This is a genomic window from Acidobacteriota bacterium (assembly GCA_030774055.1).
Taxonomy (GTDB): domain Bacteria; phylum Acidobacteriota; class Terriglobia; order Terriglobales; family Acidobacteriaceae; genus JACPNR01.
Window position 1 is genome coordinate 1 of sequence record JALYLW010000069.1, and the last position, 17,040, is coordinate 17,040.

The 17,040-nt window shown below is 62.7% G+C and carries 12 protein-coding genes and 2 tRNA genes; 9 read left to right on the forward strand and 5 right to left on the reverse strand.

The features are described 5' to 3' along the window. Nucleotides 1-60: 60 nt before the first annotated feature. A complete protein-coding gene (locus tag M3P27_05335; protein MDP9267735.1) occupies nt 61-339 on the reverse strand; it encodes an iron-sulfur cluster assembly accessory protein in 279 nt (92 codons plus the stop codon). Between the two features lie 292 nt (nt 340-631). Between M3P27_05335 and M3P27_05340 the strand changes: the two genes are divergently transcribed. The 5 genes from M3P27_05340 (at nt 632) to M3P27_05360 (ending at nt 4,402) form a co-directional block, all read left to right on the forward strand. Next, on the forward strand, nt 632-1,657 hold the full coding sequence (locus tag M3P27_05340; GenBank protein ID MDP9267736.1) for a HEAT repeat domain-containing protein: 1,026 nt from the start codon (nt 632-634) through the stop codon (nt 1,655-1,657). A 173-nt stretch (nt 1,658-1,830) separates the two neighbouring features. Continuing rightward, on the forward strand, nt 1,831-2,112 hold the full coding sequence (locus M3P27_05345; GenBank protein ID MDP9267737.1) for a hypothetical protein: 282 nt from the start codon (nt 1,831-1,833) through the stop codon (nt 2,110-2,112). Between the two features lie 170 nt (nt 2,113-2,282). Continuing rightward, nucleotides 2,283-2,367 (forward strand) — tRNA-Leu (locus tag M3P27_05350). Between the two features lie 37 nt (nt 2,368-2,404). Then, the gene (locus tag M3P27_05355; GenBank protein ID MDP9267738.1) at nt 2,405-2,710 is read left to right on the forward strand and encodes a DUF3467 domain-containing protein; all 306 of its coding nucleotides are present in this window, start codon (nt 2,405-2,407) and stop codon (nt 2,708-2,710) included. A 30-nt stretch (nt 2,711-2,740) separates the two neighbouring features. Then, nucleotides 2,741-4,402, forward strand: coding sequence for a glycosyltransferase (locus tag M3P27_05360; GenBank protein MDP9267739.1), 1,662 nt, complete (start codon nt 2,741-2,743; stop codon nt 4,400-4,402). An 830-nt stretch (nt 4,403-5,232) separates the two neighbouring features. On the opposite strand, the gene M3P27_05365 is transcribed toward M3P27_05360, so the two are convergent. The 3 genes from M3P27_05365 to M3P27_05375 all read right to left on the reverse strand — a co-directional run bounded on the left by M3P27_05365 (nt 5,233) and on the right by M3P27_05375 (nt 8,768). After that, nucleotides 5,233-5,565, reverse strand: coding sequence for a peptidoglycan-binding protein (locus M3P27_05365; GenBank protein ID MDP9267740.1), 333 nt, complete (start codon nt 5,563-5,565; stop codon nt 5,233-5,235). Nucleotides 5,566-6,067: 502 nt separating this feature from the next. Further along, nucleotides 6,068-7,660, reverse strand: coding sequence for a Do family serine endopeptidase (locus tag M3P27_05370; GenBank protein ID MDP9267741.1), 1,593 nt, complete (start codon nt 7,658-7,660; stop codon nt 6,068-6,070). Between the two features lie 157 nt (nt 7,661-7,817). Beyond that, nucleotides 7,818-8,768 (reverse strand): DMT family transporter, encoded by a 951-nt coding sequence (locus tag M3P27_05375; GenBank protein ID MDP9267742.1) that lies wholly within the window; start codon nt 8,766-8,768, stop codon nt 7,818-7,820. Between the two features lie 131 nt (nt 8,769-8,899). On the opposite strand from M3P27_05375, the gene M3P27_05380 reads away from it, so the two are divergent. The 3 genes from M3P27_05380 (at nt 8,900) to M3P27_05390 (ending at nt 12,590) form a co-directional block, all read left to right on the forward strand. After that, nucleotides 8,900-9,199 (forward strand): hypothetical protein, encoded by a 300-nt coding sequence (locus M3P27_05380; GenBank protein MDP9267743.1) that lies wholly within the window; start codon nt 8,900-8,902, stop codon nt 9,197-9,199. An 88-nt stretch (nt 9,200-9,287) separates the two neighbouring features. Continuing rightward, nucleotides 9,288-10,877, forward strand: coding sequence for a lysine--tRNA ligase (gene lysS, locus M3P27_05385; protein ID MDP9267744.1), 1,590 nt, complete (start codon nt 9,288-9,290; stop codon nt 10,875-10,877). A 195-nt stretch (nt 10,878-11,072) separates the two neighbouring features. Further along, nucleotides 11,073-12,590: a pyridoxal-dependent decarboxylase gene (locus M3P27_05390; protein ID MDP9267745.1), complete on the forward strand. Its 1,518-nt coding sequence runs from the start codon at nt 11,073-11,075 to the stop codon at nt 12,588-12,590. A 63-nt stretch (nt 12,591-12,653) separates the two neighbouring features. On the opposite strand, the gene M3P27_05395 is transcribed toward M3P27_05390, so the two are convergent. Continuing rightward, nucleotides 12,654-12,729, reverse strand: a tRNA-Lys gene (locus tag M3P27_05395). Nucleotides 12,730-13,176: 447 nt separating this feature from the next. On the opposite strand from M3P27_05395, the gene M3P27_05400 reads away from it, so the two are divergent. Continuing rightward, nucleotides 13,177-17,037: a carboxypeptidase regulatory-like domain-containing protein gene (locus M3P27_05400; GenBank protein MDP9267746.1), complete on the forward strand. Its 3,861-nt coding sequence runs from the start codon at nt 13,177-13,179 to the stop codon at nt 17,035-17,037. Nucleotides 17,038-17,040 lie beyond the last annotated feature (3 nt).

Here is a 17,040-nt window from a genome sequence, read left to right on the forward strand (position 1 = left end):
CGCCGGCGCTCCCCAAAACAAAAGCCTCGCCCGGGGGCGAGGCTTTGAATCTCAAAAACCTTATACGCTGAACGAAGAACCGCAACCGCAGGTCGACTTCACGTTCGGGTTCTCGAACTTGAAGCCCGCGCCCTCGAGCGTCTCCACGTAGTCGACCACGCAACCAGCGAGGTACATCATCGAAGTGGCGTCCACGAAGACTTTCAGGCCGTCGAAGGTGATGACCTTGTCCATCATGCCGGCCGAGTTCTCGAACGACATCGAGTATGAGAAGCCGGAGCAGCCGCCACCGACCACGCCCATGCGCAGTCCGCTGGGGACTGGGTCCTGCTGCGTCATGATCTCTTTGACCTTCACGACGGCGTTCGGGGTGAGGCTCAGCGCAGCCTTCTTTTCGCCAGTCTGCGGCTGGGCCGTGGGAGCTGACGTCAATGGGGTTGAACAAGACATGCTTCTCTTCTCCTAAGATCTATAACGATTATAGCAAATGCGCTCAATATCTTAGATGACGTTCCGCGCCATGGGGGCGCAAGTTGTTAACCCGCAGCCCGCAAGCCCCGAAACCCTCTGCGTTCTTAGAGAGGGGCTAGAATCTGACAGGGCTAAAATCAACCGGGGCTAAATCAACTAGATGTCCGACTCCGACCGCGATCCGCTGTTCTTTCCGCCGGCAAAACAGCCGCCGCCGCCGGCGGAGGATCCGCAGCATCTGAACGCCACGGAGGCCCAGCTCGAGCCCGAGGGCTACTCCGCCGAGGTGGATACCGCGGGCCAGCAGAAGCGGCTGAAGATCATCGTGGTCGCGACCGCCGTGATGTTAGTGTGCGGGCTCTTCTACCTGAAAGCCGACACCGTGCAGGCGGCCTGGGCAGACTTGAAGGTCAGGCTAGGACTCGCCGGCGAGCCGGTCACGGCGGGGCCGGCAAACCTTTCCGAAGACGAAATCGAGGGACTCGACGGTTTGCCTCCACAGGTGCAGGCGCAGCGCCTGCTGGAGCGCGCCATCAATCACGACGCAGGCGCGGCCGAGCAGATCGAGAAACGCGTTGCGGGTTGGCGCGGCAAGATCCATGAAGACCAGCGCTTGTGGGCGCTGGTCACCGCGGCGCTGAACTCGAACGACCTGCGCGTGCGCGCAGCGGCGCTAGAGGTGGATATGGCCGCGCGCGGCACCCCCAAGACGCCCGAGATGGTGGACAAGATGATCACCGCCGCCGAACCCGGCGGCGCGCACCGCACCGGCGCCCTCTGGGCACTGGGCGAGCTGGCCAACCGCGGCGTCGAAGCTGACCGCGCGCGGCAAACGCTGGTCAGTTATCTGCATGACTCGCAAGAAGAGGCCCGCTACTGGGCGGTCGAGGGCCTGGCTTTGACCGGGCAGGACGAGTCCATCGCTCCGCTACTGGAGGTCTTGCGCAATGACAGTTCGGCGCGCGTCCGCGAGCGCGCGGCGTGCAGCCTGGCACAGTCAGGCATGCTGGACCATGCGCAGCGCATGCAGGCTGTCCCCGAATTGCTCGACTACGCCGACGATCCCGCGCTCGACGCGGCCACGCACAAGTGGATCTTTCAGGCCCTGCGCGATATCACCGGCCAGAGCCTGGGCGAGGACGCGGCGGCATGGCGCAACTGGTATTCCGCCTCCACCCACCGGTAAAACCGGCCTCCCGCGCACCCAGGAAAACTTTTGGCGGCGGCGAAAATCCAAATAAAGCGGTTCGCAGGGCCGGACAGCGGGGCTATAATTTGCGGTATAGGCCCTCTGAGTGGCGCACCGCCCCGCCTGCGGGACGGGCGTGGGGGCAGGCGAAAGAGAGAGCGAGGTGTCACATGGTGGAATGGACACCATTCATGGTCGCGCTCGCGACGGCGTGGGGCGCGGTAACGACCGTGCTCGTCATCCTGCTGATCTACCGCGGCACGCTGACAATGCACGAAGACGATCAGCTATTCCTCGACGAAGCTGAATCGCAGATGCAGCAGGAGCAGACGGAGTTGATCCACAAGATCGACCGCCTGCAACCCTACGTGCGCGCGACGATGGCGGGCTCGGGCGCGCTACTGGCGCTGCTGGTCGGGCTGCTGGTCTACGACGGCATCCAGAAGATGTAGTCGTCGGCCTCCGGTTGACGCCGCCGGGGTCACAGGCAGTCCCGCGGGCGTTTGCCCAGCGTCATTCGCAGACGATGGCCCGTGCCTTTATCCCGTTTATAATTTCAAGGTACGACGCACGACGCACGTCGCACGTCCGTGTGTCTGTGCGAGACGTGTGCTTCAGTTGTGCGAGAGTGGCGGAATTGGCAGACGCACCAGACTTAGGATCTGGCGGGGAAACCCGTGGGGGTTCGAGTCCCTCCTTTCGCACCAATATGCTTCTGCTAGTATCGGCAGCGGAGTCCTTCCTATGGCGAATCCCAACAATCCGAACCAGCCCGAGATCAAGCTGACCCAGAGTGAGGACTACCGCGAGAGCTACGCCAACAGCGTGCAGATCCGCGTGAACGTGTGGGACTTTTTCCTCGTCTTCGGCACGCTGCAACAGCAGACGCCGAACGAGGTCGAGGTCCGCAACTTCCAGGGTGTCTACTTGAGCCCGCAACAGGCGAAGGCGTTGCACGCGATCCTGGAGCAGAACGTCACCAACTACGAGAAGACGTTTGGCGAGATCAAGCTCGACCCGCGCATGGCCTCCGCTGGGATCATCAACTAGCGTCTGGTTACGCAAACCCAGCGTCTGGTTATGCAAACGACGATGACGACGCCGCAAGCCGCGCCGCGCTGGCCGCTCGCTCCGGTGCTCGTCTTCGCGGTCATATTCACCGCTCTATTTGCGCTGCACGCGCCGCTCCTGCGCCTGCCTTACTTCTGGGACGAAGCCGGCTACTACATCCCCGCAGCGCACGACCTCTACCTGCACGGCGCGCTCATCCCGCAAGCGACAATATCGAACGCGCATCCGCCCCTGGTGATGGCGTGGCTCGCGCTGTGGTGGAAGCTCTCCGCATGGACGACATCGGCTTTCACCCCGGCGGTCACCAGGACAGCCATGCTGCTGTGCGCTGGATTTGCGCTGCTCGGCCTCTTCCGGCTCGCGCTGGTCGTTTCGAATGCTGCCGTCGCAACGGCGACGGTCGCGTGCACCGCGCTCTACTCCGTCTTCTTCATGCAGAGCTCGCTCGCGCACCTGGACGTGGCCGCCGCCGCATTCACCCTTTGGGCGCTGAGCTATTACTGCGAAGACCGGCGCTGGATGTGCGCGCTGATGTTCTCGCTGGCGGCATTGAGTAAGGAGACGGCCATCATCGCGCCGGCGGCGTTGTTCGCATGGGAAGTGCTGCGCGCGTTTTTGCAGAGTTCGCTTCCCTTCTTGAAGGGTCATGCTGGGGAGCGTCGCGAGCGAGCGGTTTCTCCAGCGAGCTCGCAGCGACGAAGCATCTCGCTGGGCAAAGCTGCCACTCTGCTCGTGCCCGTAGTCCCCCTCGCGCTTTGGTTCGCCTACCACTACGAGCAGACGGGATACATCTTCGGCAATCCCGAGTTCGTGCGCTACAACGTCACCGCAACGCTCGACCCGCTGCGCTTCCTGCTCGCCGCGATCCAACGCCTGTGGCAGGTCGTGGGACACATGAACCTCTTCGTGCTGACGGCGGCGACGGGCGTGGCGATGTTTCTGCCGCCGCTGCACAATCGCCAGCGCATCTCGCTTTCACACCAGCTGACTTTCGGAGTAACGACCGCGGCGTATGTGGTGGCGCTGTCGCTGGTCGGCGGCGCCGTGCTGGCGCGCTACATGCTGCCGGTGGTCCCGCTGGTGATCCTGGTCTGCGTCGCGACGCTATGGCGGCGCGTGCGCGGCTGGCAGGTGGCGATCGCGGCCGTCTGCGCCACCTTCGTGGCGAGCTGGTTCATCGCGCCGCCCTATCGCATCGCACCCGAGGATAACCTCGCCTACCGCGATTTCATCCTGCTGCACGTGCAGGCGGAGGCCATGATCGAACAGCGCCATCTCCATTCTGGCGCGCGCGTGCTGACGGCGTGGCCGGCGAGCGACGAGCTGACCAAGCCGTATCTCGGCTACGTGAAGACACCGATCCCCGTGGTCCGCATCAACGACTTCTCGCTCGAACAGATCCAGCTCGCTCAACACGCTTCGGTGTCAGCGCCCTACGATGTCGCGCTGCTGTTCTCGACCAAGTACGCGCCGGCGCGCGGGTTACAGAACATGTTCCATTGGGACTGGTGGGAGCGCCAGCAGAAGCGCTTCTTCGACGACCACCAGGACCTGCCGCCCGAGTTCGCCGCGCAACTGCTGGGCGGCGAGATCGTCTTTCAGGAGCGTCGCGGCGGCGAGTGGGTGGCGGTGGTCGAGATCAAGCGCGCGCGGGACGCCGGGCTGCGTTGAGCCATTGGTTCATTGATCCATTCGAAACCTACCCAAAAGCATGAACCACGAAGGTCACGAAGGAACGCGAAGAGGGAAAAAGCAAAACCTTCGTGAGACTTCGTTACCTTCGTGGTTAAAGGCTCTCCAAAAGGCGTTGGCCTCACCTGGTCCGCCATCGGGATACACCCCCTCTCTCCCTCTCGGGGATTTCCCGTTTGTAATCAGTGCATCACGGATCGGGATACCCGATGCGGAATTATCCCCTTCGCAAACCCAGTGGTCTGCCATGCAATAGTCCTCCATTCCCGCCCCCTTGTGACCTTGTTACAGGCGGGTGGCCCACCCTCTCTCATAAAGGCCAAAAGTATATCGCTGCGCGAAACTGAGGGTGCCCCATCCTTTGCGCAGCCGGGGTTTTGGCGGAGCAAAGGGTGGGAGGCCAAGAGTCTGTCCCGACCCGTCGAGGGCGCGAAGAGCTGAAAGGGGACCCCATTCCAGGTCGCCGATTGAGGTGGCGCCGAGATTGTCGCTCCCACCCTTTGCTGCGCGATGGACCTGCTCCGCAAAGGATGGGGCACCCGAGCTTGATGGAGTGATCAAGAGGGTGGGAGAGCCGAGCGGCTGTCCTGCCGCAGTAGGTTATCCCACACCAGTCAAACCGGCTCCCCGTGGAGGCTGAAGACCTGAGATGCTTCGTCGCCGATACCCCGGCTGGGGGCCCCTCGGTTCCTCAGCATGACCCTTCATAAAGAGAAAACCAAACGTGGCACCCCCGACTGCGCGCCGAGCCACCGGCCTGCAAAAGCGAAAGCGCCCGCCGTGGCGGGCGCTTGCTCAAGACTGACTCGCTACTGCTGGATGTTTCCTGTGCCGGCCGACGACTTCCCTGCCGTAGTGCTTATCGTTGGGATGGCGGCGGTCTCGGGATTCAGTAATCCGGTGTGGTCAGGACCGAGGCCGAGCTTGATGAGCGCGCGCGCATCGGGCAGCACTTTCGATTGCCATCCATTGTCGGACTGGAATCTCTGCATGGCGGCCTGGGTGCGGGTGTCCCACACGCCGTTGACGTCGCCATCGAGGTAGCGTTCGCGGATGAGCGCCGACTGGATGGCGCGGGTGCGGTCTTCCTTGATGCCCTGCTGACCGTGGCGCTTCCACGCGCCCCGGGCGACCCGCCTCACTTTGCCTTTGCCGTGTTTTCCGGACTTAACCGATGTCTTGGTGGCTTTGTGGCCTGACTTCTTCGTAGTGCGGGCCGAGGCCGGCGCGGCGGCTAACAGCGCCAGGCAGAATATCGCGAATGCGATCTGGATGGTTCGTTTGGGACTTTGTTTGGGACTTTGTTTGGGACTCCGTTTGGAACTATGCAAACAACACCTCTTAGGTTCGACAGAATCGGCCAAAATAAATGCTTCGACAAAACACCTTTGCGCCGGCGCCGGAGGTGGCGCTGGTTGAAACCGTAGCTGCATTGGGATTCAGAACTGCGGCATCATTTCACATCTGACGCCGGTGCGCCAGAGACAAGATTGCTTCCGTGGTACATGTCTCTTCGTAACCCTGGGGGGTACTTGACAACGGGGTACTAGACAACGGGAACCACGCAGGCTGGTACCTAGACCGCGGGTACCAGACGGCGGTTGCCCTCCGGCCCCCTGAGGGGCCGAAGGGTCCGGCGTTGGTTTACGGCAACGTACCGGCCAGGAAGATGGTGCCCGCGCTGCGGCCCCTGCCTTGGCGTACGAGGAAGACAACGTCCTGCCCGCTCTTGAGCGTGCCCTGGATACGGCGGAAGTCGTCGTCGGAGTTGACCGGTTGGCGATTGATCTCGAGGACCACGTCGCCGCGGCTGAGTCCCACATCCTCACCGAAGCTACTGGGCTTCACTTCTGCCACGATCACGCCCCGGTTGGCGGGGATGTCGAGCCGCGAAGCGATGTCGGGCGTGACGTTGCGCACTGAGATGCCGAAGCGGCTATCCTGCGGCTGCGAGTTGTCGGCTTCCTCATCCTCTTCACCGGACCGATCGCTGAATAGCTTGGCGCGATCGGCGATGGTGACGCTGGTGCTATCCGACTTGCCGTTGCGGACGTAGTTGACCTTGGCTTTGTAGCCTGGCTTCAGGCTGGAGATGTAGTTCACCAGCTCGTCACCGGACTTCACGCCCCTGCCGTCTACCGCGGTGATGGTGTCGCCGACCTTGACGCCGGCCTGGTCCGCCGGGCTGCCGGGCCGCACGTTCGCGACCGTCACGCCGTCGTTCACGCCATAGATGCGCGCGACCGCCGGGTTGGGAACGGCGTTGAACTCGATGCCGATGGAGCCGCGGGTCACGCGATGCTCCGGCGAGATAAGCTGGTTATAGACCGTGAGCACGGTGCTCGACGGCATGGCGAAACCGACACCTTGATATCCGGACGACTGCGTGAAGATGGCGGTGTTGATGCCGATGACCTCACCCGCCATGTTGACCAGCGGTCCGCCGGAATTGCCGGGGTTGATGGCCGCGTCGGTCTGGATGAACGACTGGAACTGCTGCCGCGGGACGATGTTGCGTCCCTTGGCCGAGACAATGCCGGCGGTGACCGACTCTTCGAGGCCGAACGGGCTGCCGATGGCAAGCACCCAGTCGCCCACGTTCATGGAATCGGAGTTGCCGAGCTTGGCGGAGGGCAGCGCCCGCCCCGCATCGATCTTGATCACCGCGAGATCGGTCTCGCGGTCCACGCCGATGACCTTCGCGTCATGCCCGGCGGCGCCCTGCGGATCGTCCATCAGCTTCACGCGGATGCGGTCCGCACGCTCCACCACGTGCGCGTTGGTCACGATGTAACCCTTCGAGTCCACGATCACGCCGGAGCCGAGTGAGCGCTGGCGCATGCCTTCTGGGCTACCCTGACCGCCGGGACCCTGGCCCTGGTCGGGGCTGCCGAAGAAGCGGTCGAAGAAATCCTGGAAGGGATCGTCCTCCTGCCCCTGTCCGGGCTGGCGCGGGCGGCGCTTCGGCGCCTTGATGGTGGATTCGGTGTTGATGTTCACGACCGTGGGCTCGAGCTGCTTGGCGATCTGCGAGAACGCATTCGAAAGCTGCTGCGGCGCCGGCATCTGCAGCGGAGTGGCGTCAGCCGAGTTCGGCCCCGGCTCCTTGCCCTTCACGCCGTGCGTGATCACGGTCCCAATAAGTATTCCGAAGGCGAGTGTCGCGACCACCAGGAACGTCGAACCCAGGCGGCGCGCCTTCATCTTTTGCCAGGCGGCGGTAAAACGGGGATCCATAGTCCTTCTTTCCTTCGGCCTCAATAGCGGCCAACACCTGATTATAACTGCCGGTCGTCTTCCCTTTTTTGGATTTGTGGGGACAGGCCTACCAGTCTTTAGACGCATCCAGGTAACATTTCGTTATCAAAAATATCAATGAGCTACAAACAATCTGCTAACTGCCTTCTTCTTCAAGCTCTGCGGGGGCCAGCACGCCGGGCTGCGGCTCCACTACCCGTCCCAACAGCTCAGAGAGCAGGATGCCGCCCAAGATCAGCGCTGCGCCCGCCGCCGCACGGCCTCCCAAGCGCTCGTGCAGCACCACGTAAGACGTGAGCCAGGCAAACACCGGCTCGAGCGCGAAGATGAGGGCGGTGTGGGTAGGAGGAGTGAACTGCTGCGCCCAAGCCTGGATACTGAAGGCCACCGCGGTGCACAGCACGCCGGTGACGAGGATGGCCCACACCACGCGCGGGCTCCAGACCGCGTGCGGCCGCTCGAGTATGGGGACGGTAAGCCACATCAGCAGGGCGGCGAAGGCGGTCTGCAGCACGGCGAGCTGCTCGAAGGGGTGCTTCTTGGTAGCGCGTCCGAGGAAGATGATGTGGAAGGCGAAGGCGATGGCGCACCCGACGGTCAGCAGGTCACCGCGATTCACGCTCGAAATATCGAACATGGTCTCGCCCGCGGGCACGGTCAGCAGATACAGTCCGACGAACGCGGCGAGCACTCCGGTCACCGTCCAGTGATTGACCTTGCGGCGCCAGATCAGGCTCAGGAACACGGGCACGAGCACCACGGATAGCCCAGTCAGGAAGGCGGACTTCGACGGCGTGGTCAGCACCAGTCCGGTCGTCTGGAACTCATAGCCGCCCCAAAGGAAGAGTCCGAGCACGGCGCCGGCGATCCAGGTGGCGCGGGCGCCTTCGTCACCTTTGCGCACACCCAGGCGCAGCAGAGAGCGCCAGTAGACGGCGGCGAGGCACACGGCCGCGAGCGTCATGCGCACGGCGTTGAAGTAAAGCGGAGAGATCTCGGCCAGCGCGTCTTTGATGACGACGAAGGTCACGCCCCAGACCAGCGTGTTCAGCACCAGCAGGACGTGCGCTTTGAGCGAGCGGCTCACGAGAGCAGAGTAACAAATCGCAAGCAGCGATCAGGCGGAGGCGGGCGACTCGCCGGTGGAGAGCAGTGCTTGTTGCTCTACCACGAAAAGTGCTTTACACTTCTGGTCTCGGAGGCGGAGAGATGGAAGAGATGGGGACGAGCTTATCGACCATCATCAAAAAACCCAGCGCGTGGCTTCCCGTGGCCATGTCGCTCGCCGTCCTCACCGTGATACTCGCTGTGTTCCTCCGCCATGGGCTCTTCCGTGAAGCCGACGAAGGGACCGCCGCTCACCTCTTCCAGATCCTCATGGTGGCGCAGGCGCCGATCGTCGCGTTCTTTGCCATCCAATGGCTCCCGCGCGCTCCGCGCCAGGCCCTCGTGGTACTGGCACTGCAAGTCGCCGCCGCGCTCGCGGCCTGCGCTCCGGTCTTCATGCTCGGACTCTGATCGCGGCAGCGCGCCGTTTATAATCCCGCGCCGTTTATAATCCATCGTCCCATCGTTCCAGCGTTCCCACCACGGAGAGTCTGTCGCTTTGGCCCTTGACCAGAAGATCTACGAGCTGCGCCTCGAGAAGCTGAAGCAGATCCAGGCCCTCGGCCAGGAAGCGTATCCGCGCAAGTACGCGACCACGCATACGGTGCCGCAGATCCTCGACGAGTTCACCCCGAAACCAGCGGAGGAGCTCGAGAAGGCGCGCGTGGAGGTGAGCGTCGCCGGACGCATCATGGCGATCCGCGTGATGGGCAAGGCCGGCTTCGCGCACCTGCAGCAGGGTGGCAAGCAGCTGCAGATCTACGTGAAGAAAGATGACGTCGGCGAAACCGGCTGGGCGCTCTACAAGCTGCTCGATCTCGGCGACCAGATCGGAGTGAAGGGATACCTCTTCCGCACCCGCACGGGCGAGCTTACCGTACACGTCGCTCAGATGACCTTCCTGGCGAAGTCGCTGTTGCCGCTGCCGGAGAAGTGGCACGGGTTGCAAGACGTGGAGCTGCGTTATCGCCAGCGCTACGTCGACCTCATCATGAATCCCGAGGTCCGCGAAGTCTTCGTGAAGCGCGCCAAGCTGGTACAGGCAGTGCGCAGATTCTTCGACGCGCGCGGCTACGTGGAAGTGGAGACGCCGATGATGCAGCCCATCTACGGCGGCGCGGCAGCGAAGCCTTTCTCCACCCACCACAACACGCTCGACCTCGATCTCTACCTGCGCATCGCGCCCGAGCTATATCTCAAACGGCTGACGGTGGGCGGGCTCGACCGCGTCTACGAGATCAATCGCAACTTCCGCAATGAGGGCATCTCGACGCAGCACAATCCCGAGTTCACCATGCTCGAGTTCTACCAGGCGTACTCGGACTACAAAGATCTGATGGACCTCACCGAAGAATTCTTTCCCTTCGTCGCGCAGGAAGTGAATGGCACGACGAAGGCGAAGTTCGGCGAGAAGGAATTCGATTTCGCCGGCTGGCAGCGGCTCTCCATGCGCGAAGCCATCATCAAGTACTGGCCGGAAGCGGCGGGCGCGAAACCGGCGATGTCCGATTTCGCCGATGCGAAGTCGGTGGACGCGCTCGTCAAGCGCTTCCACGCCTCCCATTCCCACATGCCCTACGATCCGAAAGATCCCAAAGGCAAGACCATCGCCACGCTCTTCGATACGGTCGCCGAAGAACACCTCATCCAGCCGACGATCCTCTACGACTTCCCGCTCGATATCTCTCCCCTCTCCAAGCCCAAGCCGGACGAGCCCGACTGGGTGGAGCGTTTCGAGGTCTTCATCGGCGGACTTGAGGTCGGCAACGCCTTCAGCGAGTTGAACGATCCCGAAGATCAGTTGCGGCGCTTCGAGGAGCAAGTCGCAGCCAAGGAGCGCGGCGACGAAGAAGCAATGTCGCAGGTGGACCACGATTACGTCCGCGCGCTCAGCTATGGCATGCCGCCGGCGGCGGGATACGGTATCGGCATCGACCGCCTGACCATGCTGCTCACCGATTCAAAGTCCATCCGCGACGTCATCCTGTTCCCGCTGCTGCGTCCGCGGGCGGAAAGCGCGGACGCAGGCGAGCCCGCAGCCGCCACGGGGGTTGCGGAAAAAAACGAGAAAAAGGACCCCGAAAAGTAAATCGCAAGGACCGTTCCCGGCCGCGCTCAAGCGCTAGCCGAATGATTTGGTACTTTTCGGCGCTTCAGGCATCCTACTGATGGGCGCGGCTATCCTCCGGGAAGCCGACGATCCAAGTTCTAAAGACCACAGCGACCAAAAGACCAACGACCAACGACCGAAGCACTAGCGGCCAACCGAAGCAGGTACCCTTTTATGGGATTTGACTTTGACGCAGAACGTTTTGATCTGAACGCAGAAGAGCGGCGGCGGCTTGGCTACAAGCTGATCGACCACATCAACCAGTACTTCTCTTCCCTGCCGGATCGTCCCGTACAGCTCCCTCTCGAACAGCGCACTTTCGGACAGCTCACCGACAAGATGCCCGAGCTCGGCCTCCAGCCCGAGCACGTGCTCGATGAAGTGTGCGACGAGCTGGTGCACAAAGGTTTCCACGTGCCGGCGGCAAACTACTTTGGCCTGATGAACCCCACGCCGACATACGTCGCCGTCTTGGCCGAGGCGCTGGTCTCAGCGCTCAATCCGCAACTCGCCACCCTCGCGCGCTCGCAGCTGGCTTCGAAGATCGAGAACGAGACGGTACGCTGGATCGGCGAGCGCATCTGGGGAAACGGCCATGGGAATGGCAAACCGTTTGACGGCACCTTCACCTCGGGCGGCAACGAAGCCAACTTCAGCGCGCTCGCGCTCGCGCTGGCGGCGCGGTTTCCGCAAGCCGTCGATGACGGCGTAGCCTCCATCGGGGCCAGGCCGGTGTTTTACGCCTCGGCGGAAGCGCACCATTCTCTCGATAAGTCGGCGGGACTGCTGGGGCTCGGCCGCAACGCACTGCGTCGCGTCGCGGTCAACGAAAATGTCCAGATGGACGCGGCGAAGCTCGAGGCCATGATCGTGGCCGACCAGCGCGCGGGCGACATCCCGTTCTGCGTCGTCTCGACCGCCGGCACCACGAACTCGGGCGCGGTCGACGACATCGTTGCGTTGGCCGGCCTGTGCGCGAAGCACGGTCTCTGGCTGCACGTGGACGGCGCGTACGGCGCGGCGGCAGTCTTCAGCGACCAGCATCGCAACCTCGTCCGCGGCATCGAGCGCGCGGACTCGGTGACCATCGATCCGCACAAATGGCTGGCCATGCCGTTCGCCGCGGGCGTGATCCTCACCTCGCGCCCGGAACTGCTCGCAACCGCGTTCGCGGTCGCGACGCCGTACATGCCCAACGTGGGAACGACCATGTCCGCAGCGCAGGCCATCCGCGGCACGCACCTGATCGACAACTTCAAGGTGAGCACGCAGTGGTCGCGGCGCATGAACTCGCTCAAATTCTGGCTCACGCTGCGCGTCCACGGACGCAAGGCCTACGAAGAGCTCATCCACCGCCAGCTCGAGCTCGCGCGGCAGATGCGGGAATGGATCGAGCGCTCGGACGCCTTCGAGATGGCCGCGCCGCAGGTGCTGCCCATCCTGAACTTCCGTGTGCAGTTGCCGGGGACGACGATGTCCGAGGCCGACGTCGCGCGCGCGAACGCGGCGGTGGTGGAAGAGGTCACGCGCGACGGGCGCCGCTGGATCTCACTGACCAACGTCAACGGACGCAGCGTGATCCGCATGATGATCATCAGCTACCTGACCGGGGAGAGTCACCTGCACGACCTGCAACAGGCGCTGGTGGTGGCGGCGCGGACGGTGCTGAAGCCGGCCGGCGCGCGCACCTAGTTCAGGCGCTTGATCCGGACCCAAACGAGAAAGGGCTTCCCGCGACCGGGAAGCCCGATTTTGTGGTGAGTGCGGCAGGACTCGAACCTGCGACCCATGCCTTAAAAGGGCATTGCTCTACCAACTGAGCTACGCACCCGCGTCTGCTAAATCTACCATGCGGATGCGCTCAAGTTGATGGTGAGCGCGAGGGTGATGACGCGCCTGTTGCCGCGCGCCAGAGGGCATTCCCCTGCGGTCTTTCGACCTTGGAAAGCCTCTAAGGTTCTTGTCCTAGGGTGCGCTAGCGTACGCACCTGAACCGGCCTAGGCGATGATTCTTTGACCACTTACCCCGATTTTTGACTGGCATCTGCGTTCGGTTAGTGATATTCAAGATGCGCACATCCAGCACAATGCAGACGGCAAAGCAGTTGTGCGCTAGATTTTTTCGCCATTCCCCAGAAGCGAAAATCGATTTTTCAGGGACACCGGGCCAACGCAACGTTATTCATCGTTCACCGGATGAGCGCGTGCGCTTTTCCGTTGTGTCTTTATTCCATGCTTGCAGCACTTGTGATTTGGCGTAAATCCCTTTGGAGGCGACATGAGTAAGATTTTCAAGTCTCTGGTCCTATGCTCCGCGCTTCTGCTGTGCGCGGCGATGGCGTTCGCTGCATCGCAGAACGCGGTGGTGTACGGGACCGTCTACGACGCCTCGGCTAAGCCTTTGGCGGGCGTGAAAGTGACGCTGGAAAATCCGGCGATCGCCTTTTCGCGCGCGGCCACCACGGCTTCCGATGGCACGTACACATTCAGCGAGGTGCCGCCGGCATCCGGTTACAAAGTGACCGCGTTGCAAGACGGCAAGACCATCGACATCCGCGGCGGCATCACCGTGAACGTCGGCGAGGAGAGTGTGATCGTCCCCGCGCTGAAGGCACAGGCCACGCCCAAGGCGGTCGAGACCTCAGCCAAAGAGATGGCCGTGACCACCGAGAAGGTAGCGACGGCGCAGAGTGGAGTGATCACCGGCGACCAGCTGCGTTCGCTCCCGCTCTATAACCGCAACTTCCTCACCCTGGGCACGCTCACGCCGCACACGCATGATTCCGGCGCCGCCGATCCGCTCGGCCAGGCTTCGTTCAGCGTGGCCGGTAACCGCTCGACTGGGAACGCATTCGTCCTCGATGGCGCGGACAATCGCGCCTCCAGCTCGAACCAGGCAGTCCCTTTCCAAGTCAACGACGCCATCCAGGAATTCTCGGTGGTTTCGTCGGCCGGCACCGCCGAGTATGGCAACGGCAACGGTGGCACCGTCAACGTGGTCACCAAACGCGGGGGGAACAACTGGCACGGCGCCGCGTTCGGTTATTTTGGCGCCGACCAGCTCAATGGCGACAGTCCACTCTCCGTTTATAACGGCGGCACCTTCGACCAGGCAGCCGCGCGCGCGGGCAGCACCACCTCCCCGGCGTTGACCATCTACCCGCAGTTTTACAACGACTACGTCGCGACGGCGGCCTTTACCGGCTACTGCACCGACGGAACGGCGGCGACCTGCAACACCTTGTTCGACCCGGCTGCGATCCGCGCCAGCAACGATCAGTTCAAGGCGCCGTGGCAGTCGCAGCAGTTCGGCGCCAACATCGGCGGGCCGATCCTGAAGAACAGACTCTTCATGTTCGCCGGCTATGAAGGCACGCACATCGACAATCCCAACCCGATCTTCGAGCGCGTCCCTTCCACGTTCGACAAGACCTATGACCCCTACGGGACGGGCACGTTCGGCTTCGGTCCTAGCGATCTGAACTACACCCTGGGACAGAACATCCTCGGCCTCTTCCCGGCCGCCAACGTGATCGCGGTGCCCAACGCTCTGGAGTTCTTTCAGGGTGAAGCGGCGAACCACACCATGGTGCACAACCTGCTCGGCCGCGCGGACTGGATCCACAGTCAGAACGACACGTGGGGGGTGCGCTGGGTGGGCCAGTGGCTTGACCAGTTGCATGACAACACCCTGCCGGCAAGCGGCGCCTATCCCGGCAACGGTTCGGACCGCAATGCGCTCAACCAGAACCTGAACATGACCTACACGCACATCTTCAGTTCGTCGCTGTTGAACGAGGCGCACGCCGGATTCAACCGCTTCAACCTGAAGGAGCGTCCGCAGGACCGCAACTTCGACGCCACCACACTTGGCTTCGTCAATCCGCAGATGATGACCTTCGCCCTCGCCGGCATCGATCCGCAGTACAGCGGCGCGGTCCCGTTCGTGAACGGCGCCATCGCGGGTTGGGAAGACTGGTTCTGGAACGGCTCGAGCAGCCCGATGGCCGCACCCGGCCTCGATGGCCTGTTCCCCATGGCTCGCATCGGCGCGCCGCTCTACGCGCCCAGCGTGCATGAGGACTGGTCATGGTTCGCGGCGGATAGCGTGTCGTGGACCAAGGGCCGTCACCAGTTCAAGTTCGGTGGTGAGTATCGCCACTTCTTGAACAACGTGCAGGATGGTGGCCTGAACCGCGGCTTGGTGTACTCCGGCAACATCGGTCAGTTCACCAGCGCCTCGGAAGACTGCAACGAGTCGTGCGGCGTCGCGTTCGGGTTCCCGTCGTTCGACTATGCGCAGAAGAACTTCAAGCCGTGGGACATCGATCTGCATTCTCATGCAGTGGCGCTCTTCGCCGAGGACACCTTCCACGCGCATCAGCGCCTGACCGTGACCCTGGGCGTGCGGTGGGAGTACTACTCTCGTCCGCTCGAGCAACACAACAATCTGTGGAACTTCGACCCGACCGCCAATGGTCTGGTCCAGCAGGGCGGCACTGCGGTGGTCGATCAGCTCGGGAATGCGTGTACCGGTCTCGGTTCGAGTGCTATCTACCCCTTCGATCCAGGACTAAGCTCCACCAATGGTTGGGATTGCCAAGCGCATGGCGATCCCGGTCTGTCGGCCACCAACTGGACCAACTTCATGCCGCGCGTCGGCATGGCGTGGGACATCTTCGGTGATGGCAACACGGTGGCGCGTGTCGGCGCCGGCATGTTCTACGACCGCGAGCCCACCAGCTACACCAGCCAGTTGATGTACAACCGCCCCACCACTCCGTTCGTTCCCGGCACCGGCGCAACGCAGTTGCCGCAGGCGATCTACGGCGACACGTTCAATGGTGCGGGGTCCTTTGGCGCGTGGGGAACTTCCACGCTCGATCCAGCGGTGATGGTCACCCAAAGCGTCTTGGGCATCCCCGGACAGTTCTACCAGTCCGCGGTGCAGCCGGGCGCGATGTATGCGCGCGACCGCTTCGAGGATGGTCAGCCTCGCACCTGGCAGATCAATGCCTCCATCCAACACCAGTTCTCGAGCAAGCTCGTGGCTGAGGCTGGCTACGTTGGAACCTATGGTGACAACCTGCCGGTGTTCTTCAACCAGGGCTTCAACAACGAGTGGTTCTGCAACTCGTCGGGTGCGTTCTCTGGCGCCTGCGACAACAACTCGTTCGCGCCGGTATTCATGCAGACCAACCAGGGCACGTCGCATTACAACTCGGCCTTCCTCCGCGTGAGAGCGGCAGATTGGCATGGGTTGCGTGTGAACGGTACCTACACGTTCTCGCACGCTCACGACAACGCCTCGGCGCTGGTCTTCCCCAGTCTGCCGCTCACGCTGTTCGGTTTCGGTTGCGGCGCGCAGATCTTCGTGTCCGATAACCCGGTCTCGTGCGGAGCCGACGTCCTCGGCGTGGGCGGTGCGCCCGCGTTCGGTGGTGCTGTCTCCGCTCTGACCACGACCGGCCAGGGTGGCGTGATCACCACGCCCTACAACATCCCGCAGGACCCGAACAATTTCCTGCGGAATGACTGGGGACCGTCGGACTACAACACCAACCATCGCTTTGTGATGGACTGGACGTGGGATGTTCCCTCGCTCCAGAAGAAATGGGGTTGGTCGAAGTGGCTCGACTACTGGCAGATCTCGGGTATCGCGATGGCACAGAGCGGTCAGCCGTACACCATCTATTCGCTCGTCGGCGGCGAACTGAGCCAGCGCGCAAATGCGACCGGTGCGGTAACCACCTCCACCGATCCGAACAACGCGATCTCGGTCACCAACCTCGACACCGCTTTCAACACCTGCGGCCCTGCGCTCCCGTCTAACGGCGTCTTCTTCGCCAGCGACGGCTCAACCGGCATGTCCTGCAATGGCAACACGTCACGGAACCAGTTCACCGGTCCCATGTTCAGCACCATCAACCTCGGTGTGCAGAAGAATTTCCCCATCGGGGGCGAGGGCAAGATGCTGAGCATCCGTTCGGAGTTCTACAACCTGTTCGGAGCAGAGAACTTCTACAATCCGATCAGTTTGCTGAGCACGGACGGCGTCTCGGTGAACCCGGACTTCGGCAAGATCAAGTCCGCACATGATCCGCGACAGATCCAGTTTGCCGTGCGCTACAGCTGGTAAACC

Excerpts from the sequence above, each read along its gene's own strand:
- M3P27_05335 (MDP9267735.1), bottom strand. The coding sequence starts at position 339 with ATGACGCAGCAGGACCCAGTCCCCAGCGGACTGCGCATGGGCGTGGTC.
- M3P27_05340 (MDP9267736.1), top strand. The coding sequence starts at position 632 with ATGTCCGACTCCGACCGCGATCCGCTGTTCTTTCCGCCGGCAAAACAG.
- M3P27_05345 (MDP9267737.1), top strand. The coding sequence starts at position 1,831 with ATGGTGGAATGGACACCATTCATGGTCGCGCTCGCGACGGCGTGGGGC.
- M3P27_05355 (MDP9267738.1), top strand. The coding sequence starts at position 2,405 with ATGGCGAATCCCAACAATCCGAACCAGCCCGAGATCAAGCTGACCCAG.
- M3P27_05360 (MDP9267739.1), top strand. The coding sequence starts at position 2,741 with ATGCAAACGACGATGACGACGCCGCAAGCCGCGCCGCGCTGGCCGCTC.
- M3P27_05370 (MDP9267741.1), bottom strand. The coding sequence starts at position 7,660 with ATGGATCCCCGTTTTACCGCCGCCTGGCAAAAGATGAAGGCGCGCCGC.
- M3P27_05380 (MDP9267743.1), top strand. The coding sequence starts at position 8,900 with ATGGGGACGAGCTTATCGACCATCATCAAAAAACCCAGCGCGTGGCTT.
- M3P27_05390 (MDP9267745.1), top strand. The coding sequence starts at position 11,073 with ATGGGATTTGACTTTGACGCAGAACGTTTTGATCTGAACGCAGAAGAG.
- M3P27_05400 (MDP9267746.1), top strand. The coding sequence starts at position 13,177 with ATGAGTAAGATTTTCAAGTCTCTGGTCCTATGCTCCGCGCTTCTGCTG.